At 36.1% G+C, this 5,086-nt stretch carries 5 protein-coding genes; 4 read left to right on the top strand and 1 reads right to left on the bottom strand.

Going from position 1 to position 5,086, the window contains the following annotated elements:
• Window positions 1-123: 123 nt before the first annotated feature.
• Window positions 124-1,071 (bottom strand): Rad52/Rad22 family DNA repair protein, encoded by a 948-nt coding sequence (locus ACTWQB_RS16500; protein WP_443140259.1) that lies wholly within the window; start codon window positions 1,069-1,071, stop codon window positions 124-126.
• Window positions 1,072-1,473: 402 nt separating this feature from the next.
• Between ACTWQB_RS16500 and ACTWQB_RS16495 the strand changes: the two genes are divergently transcribed.
• The 4 genes from ACTWQB_RS16495 to ACTWQB_RS16480 form a co-directional block, all read left to right on the top strand.
• A complete protein-coding gene (locus ACTWQB_RS16495; protein ID WP_443140258.1) occupies window positions 1,474-1,704 on the top strand; it encodes a helix-turn-helix domain-containing protein in 231 nt (76 codons plus the stop codon).
• The gene (locus ACTWQB_RS16490) at window positions 1,697-3,289 is read left to right on the top strand and encodes a hypothetical protein (protein ID WP_443140257.1); all 1,593 of its coding nucleotides are present in this window, start codon (window positions 1,697-1,699) and stop codon (window positions 3,287-3,289) included. The genes ACTWQB_RS16495 and ACTWQB_RS16490 overlap by 8 nt, the downstream gene beginning before the upstream one ends.
• A gap of 215 nt (window positions 3,290-3,504) precedes the next feature.
• A complete protein-coding gene (locus tag ACTWQB_RS16485) occupies window positions 3,505-3,795 on the top strand; it encodes a DUF4258 domain-containing protein (protein ID WP_443140256.1) in 291 nt (96 codons plus the stop codon).
• Window positions 3,796-3,820: 25 nt separating this feature from the next.
• Window positions 3,821-5,086: DUF3854 domain-containing protein (locus ACTWQB_RS16480; protein WP_443140255.1), on the top strand; the 1,266-nt coding region annotated here is incomplete at its 3' end.

Here is a 5,086-nt window from a genome sequence, read left to right as displayed (position 1 = left end):
ATAATACTCATAACTAATCCTCTCCTTAAAAATGTTTAGTTTAATTTGTTAAATCTTCCTGTCAAACATAAAAGTCGCTTACCTTTTTTGATAGATAAGCGACTTCCGTTTAATACGTTTCATTTAAGCAGTGACTGGTTGAGGGCTGTTTTCTTTTAAGACTTGAATAACTTCTTCAGCTTTAGCTTTATCCGTCTTAATGAATAAACTCTCAACCTTTTCAATGCGGTCTTGGTAACACGTTTGAGCATAAGCTAGCGTTGCTTCTAAATCATGTCCGTAATGTTTCCCTGCTTCCATAATGGATTTAACAGGAAATAGAACGCGATAGTAATTTTGAAGTTGCTCACGTGAAGCCTCTTCCAGTTTAATCTTTTGATCGCCATTGGCTTTTTCAAACAAAGCTTGACGATATTTAGGATTAAACCCAATCGCTTTCTCACATTCAACGATATGCTTTAGAGCATCTTGGTTATCTGCTTTACCGTTGTGACCCTTCGACTGTTTAAGTGGCTGTTGAGATTGTGGTTTTTGTTGTTGTTTAGGTTGATTAGGTTGTTTAGATTGACGGTTCATGAGTTCGTCGTAATTGGGATTGTCCCAATATAGATACCGTTTTTGGTTACCTTCCTCAACCTTACAAAAGTTTTGACCTTTTTCTTTTAGATCTACCCAAACTTCAGGAATATCATAAAGAATTCGACCAATACCCCACTGAACAGCTGCCCGCTTCATTGCTGCGGAAAATCCACCTTTAACACTTTCGACCTGTGTAAACTCAGCACCATCTTCTTTAGAAATCCACTCGCCGTTAATTCGAGCGGAGATTGTACATTTAACGCCTTTGTCTTGCCATAATTCATATTTGTTTTGCCAAAAAGGGCCAAACACATCATCAAGACGTTTTTGAATAGCACGGTTTGTCACATAACAAAGAACAACAGCTTTCCAACCATTCTTTGTTTTCACTTTACGTTGGACTCGCCATTCTAATTCATCAGCGTTAAAAGGTGCTCTAAGTTTTTCCATAACCTCCTCGAAATTTGTTTGATTTTGTTGATTGTTTGTCATCACAATCGCTCCTTTCAATCTAGTTTGTTATATAGAAAAACAAGTTTATAACGATAGTCATTACAAACTTGTTGATCCCACCTTCTTCGCATAGAACGCAAAAAAGCGACTTTAAGTCGTTTAATCGCAACACACTCATTAGAGTGTATCTGCAACTAACGACCAAAGTCGCTTACAAAATTGTTATAAGACATACTTCCTCCAGGGGAAGATAATAAAAATTAAAAATAAAAAATAAGTTGATGTTGTTATTATATAATAAAATAGTATAGAATAAAAGAGAATAAATACGATAAACAATTAAATTATGTTAAAAGCAAGCGCTGCTCATATTTCCTTTAGGGGAAGTATGAGCTTTTTGTTTTTTATAGAGTGATTGAACTAGAGGAAGGGGAGTTTAACATGCTTGATTTTGATAATATACAAGCCGAAGATGATGTGGAACGATTAATGTTATTAAGAAAGCGATTAAGGTTGCGTCAATATGAACTTGCTAAACGAATTGGGGTGACTCCCGAACATTTAGCCCGTATTGAATCTTATCAAGCCACGTTAACCAAACAACTAAAAGAGCGTATTAAGTTGGTTGTCGAGCAAGAACAACAAGGATTAGAGGATGATATTAGTGTCTAAACAGGATCCTAAAAAGCAAGTCTGGCTATCTTGTTCTCAAGAATACTTTCAAGAACGTTATAAGTTATTAAGTAGTTTTGTGAATAGTCGCTCTGATTTTGAAATAGCTCCAAAGGATACATCTAGCGTTGATATTGTTGTTTTGGAAGAGTATCAAGAAGACATTTTAACCAATGTACCAACTCACGATCAACTATTCATATTAACTGAACGTCCTAAAGAGGTTGTCGAAGAAGATATTATTTTTGAACCGAGCGAAAAGGATCTCATTCAACGTTTAAAGTTAATCTTTGCCAGTAAAAAGAAACGTCAACGAAAAAAGAATGATGATGGTACTCTTTCGAGTAATAATCAATCTAATCGTTTTTCATCATCTAACGTTCAACAAGGTTCACGTAAGAAGAAATACGAGGAATCGAAAGTACTAACGGAACAAACTGAAGAGCAAAAAAAAGAGACGAAAAAACAAATCGAGCAATCAGAGGAACAAACTGAACACTTAGAAGTTCAATCGAAAGAACAACATAAAGATACAAGTGTTCAAAGCGAATATCCAAAAACTAAAACCGAACAAAATAAACGAAAGCAGTCGATTGAACACGAACATTCTAAACAAAGCGTACACGATGAAAACGAACAATCAATCGATGACGTTAATCAGACTAGTGATGAATACAAAAGTTTAACTAGCGAAGATATAAATGCACTCATTGCACAATCACAAAGTGTCCAAAAACGTATATTAAGACATTCATTCCGTGATACCAATCAAACCATTGGTGTGTGGTCACCGCTTCACCGCATGGGAGTCACGACTTTCTGTATAAACTTTGCATTAGCATTAGCTGAACAACGCATACTGACGGGTGTTTTGGAGTTGCCAAGTGAAAACCATAATTTAAAAATAGAGTTAAAACGAATTGCAAATGAACCTCATAACTGGAGATCTTATGCTTCGTTTATCCATGACTTTCACACACCAACAGCAGAGCCTTTAACAGATTTACCATTCGAATGGATTTATCAAGGTGTATCTTGGTATCCGCTAGGCAAAGACGACACTCATGATATAACTTGGTATTACGAAACGATGCAAAGTTATATCACTAATTTAAATGTTTTAGATGTTACGTTAATAGATATGCCATCTGGTAACATGGATGAACCAATTAAATGGGCACTAGAACAATTAGATGAATGTTGGATATTAGTGGATGATAATTACCAAAGTATAAGTGCTTATCGAAATTATATTCATAAGTTATTTCAGGATTATCCGCATATTGAGGTGAAGTTGATTTTTAATAAGCACTTTCCGTCTTTCAGTCGTCCAAATGAATTATCTGAGGAATTAGATTACCCGTTATTGACCTGTATTCATGATTTACATGAAGCGGTATTAAAAAATCAGTATCAACATAAACCACTAATAAATATGCCAAACTACCGTCAAACATTATTAGATGGTTACAAGCCAATCATCGAGCATGTAACGGGGAGTCAATACAATACAGTTAATTGGATTGAACGAATGAAATCAACCTTGTTGTCACCATTTTATAAACGTAAAAAGAGTTTGAGATAAAATAAAGTTCATGGTAATATAAAAAATATAATCTTTATTTTCTTTTTAGTTTTTAATGTATCTACCACTCGGTAGAAGTATGTTTAAAACAGTTAACTAAAAGCGGCCTTTGGGCGATGAGTATGAACAAACTTACCATGATGTATGTTTGATACTTATTGTCTGAAGGTCGCTTCTTTTTTATGTTTTCATGACTTAAAAGAGGAGGGAAGACAATGTTAAAACAGATTAAAAAGTCATTAATGAACAGCAACATCGTATTAACCAAACATGCCGTCGAACGCATGAAGAAAAGAGGTTATATAAAACGTGATCTTGCGCTTTGCATCATGAATGGGAAAATCATCGAAAAGCAATCAGACGAGAAACACCAACGTGTCGTCATAGTTGGATTAGATAGTTATGATAATCCAATCGCATGTGTGGTACAACAAAATGCTGAAACCTATCATATCGTGACGGTTATGCCACCTTATGATCAGAGTCGTTTCGATGATGTGATTTAATTAAACAAAAAAAGGAGAGGATTATATGAGTCAAACGTTAAGACCAACCAATATCCCAGGATGGTTTGAGATGTATCGAGAACTGTGTCCGGTTTGTGGTAAAAAAGGGGCTTGTGTCATTCATGAAAAAGGAGATCGCGTGGCTTGTATTCGTGTCACAAGCGACCGACCTTTTTCCAAAAAGTCACCCCAATCTTGGTTGCATTTCTTAAAGAAACCACAAAAAGCCGTTGAGACATCAAACGTCGAACAACAAAAAGGGGAGAAAAAACGCTCACCCGAAGATTTGAATAAGGTTTACCGTACATTGTTAAACCATACCATCTTAAATGATTATCACTATCAAGAATTGACAAGTGAAAAGCGTGGTTTAACAACGGACCAAGTTATTGTCCGTGAATATCGTTCAACGTCCCCAAAACCATGGCAAGTCGTTAAAGCAATTGGTGAAACACTTAATATGGATGACTTTCGTGGCGTGCCTGGTTTTTATTTGCATACCAAACAGGAAGGACAAACGTTTTGGAACATCGCAGGTGCTAAAGGGATTTTAATTCCGTTTCGTAATGACCATAATCAAGTGCTAGGATTTCAAATTCGTAATGACCAAGTGTTAAATGAAGCGGTCTTACAACGGAGTTCTAAAGGTGGACACTTATCAGCAGAGGTAAAGGAACAACCTAATCATGTACGTGTTTGGGATACCAAAACGGGCGAAATTGTTTTAGATCAACAACTGGACATGAAACAAATGGAAAGCTTGGTTGATTCAAATGGACAACATTTAGGTTTCGTACGTTTAGAAAAAGGAAACCGCTACTGGTGGTTATCTTCAGCTAATAAAGATGGAGGTACATCTCCTGGTAATCCACTCCCTTATCATGTATCGGTTCCAACAAAAACATTAGAATCATGGCCAGAAGGTACACCAATTAAACGTGAAGCCGTGTGGTTATCAGAAGGACCCATAAAATGTGATATAGCTTCTGATTTTATTGATCGAGCTTACTCACAAGAGGAAATACAGGAAATCGGGGATACATTCATAGCTATTCCAGGTGTTCAAGCATGGCGTTTAGCATTGCCAGCGATTAAGCGCATGGAGGTTAAGCGTGTTAACTTAGCTTTTGATGCAGATATCCGAAGTAATATTGATGTGCAGAAAGCGTTAATTGATGTTGCGAAAGAGCTGAAACATCAAGGGATTGAATTGCATTTAGCACAATGGAATGAGCATGATGGCAATGGCATTGATGATTTATTTTTAAATGGCTATAAACCATCCATGAAA

Origin of the sequence: Piscibacillus sp. B03, from assembly GCF_052246295.1 — a bacterium.
In the GTDB taxonomy this organism is placed as follows: domain Bacteria; phylum Bacillota; class Bacilli; order Bacillales; family Alkalibacillaceae; genus Piscibacillus.
Note: the sequence above shows the minus strand (reverse complement) of the source record. Positions and strands in the feature narration are given on the sequence as shown.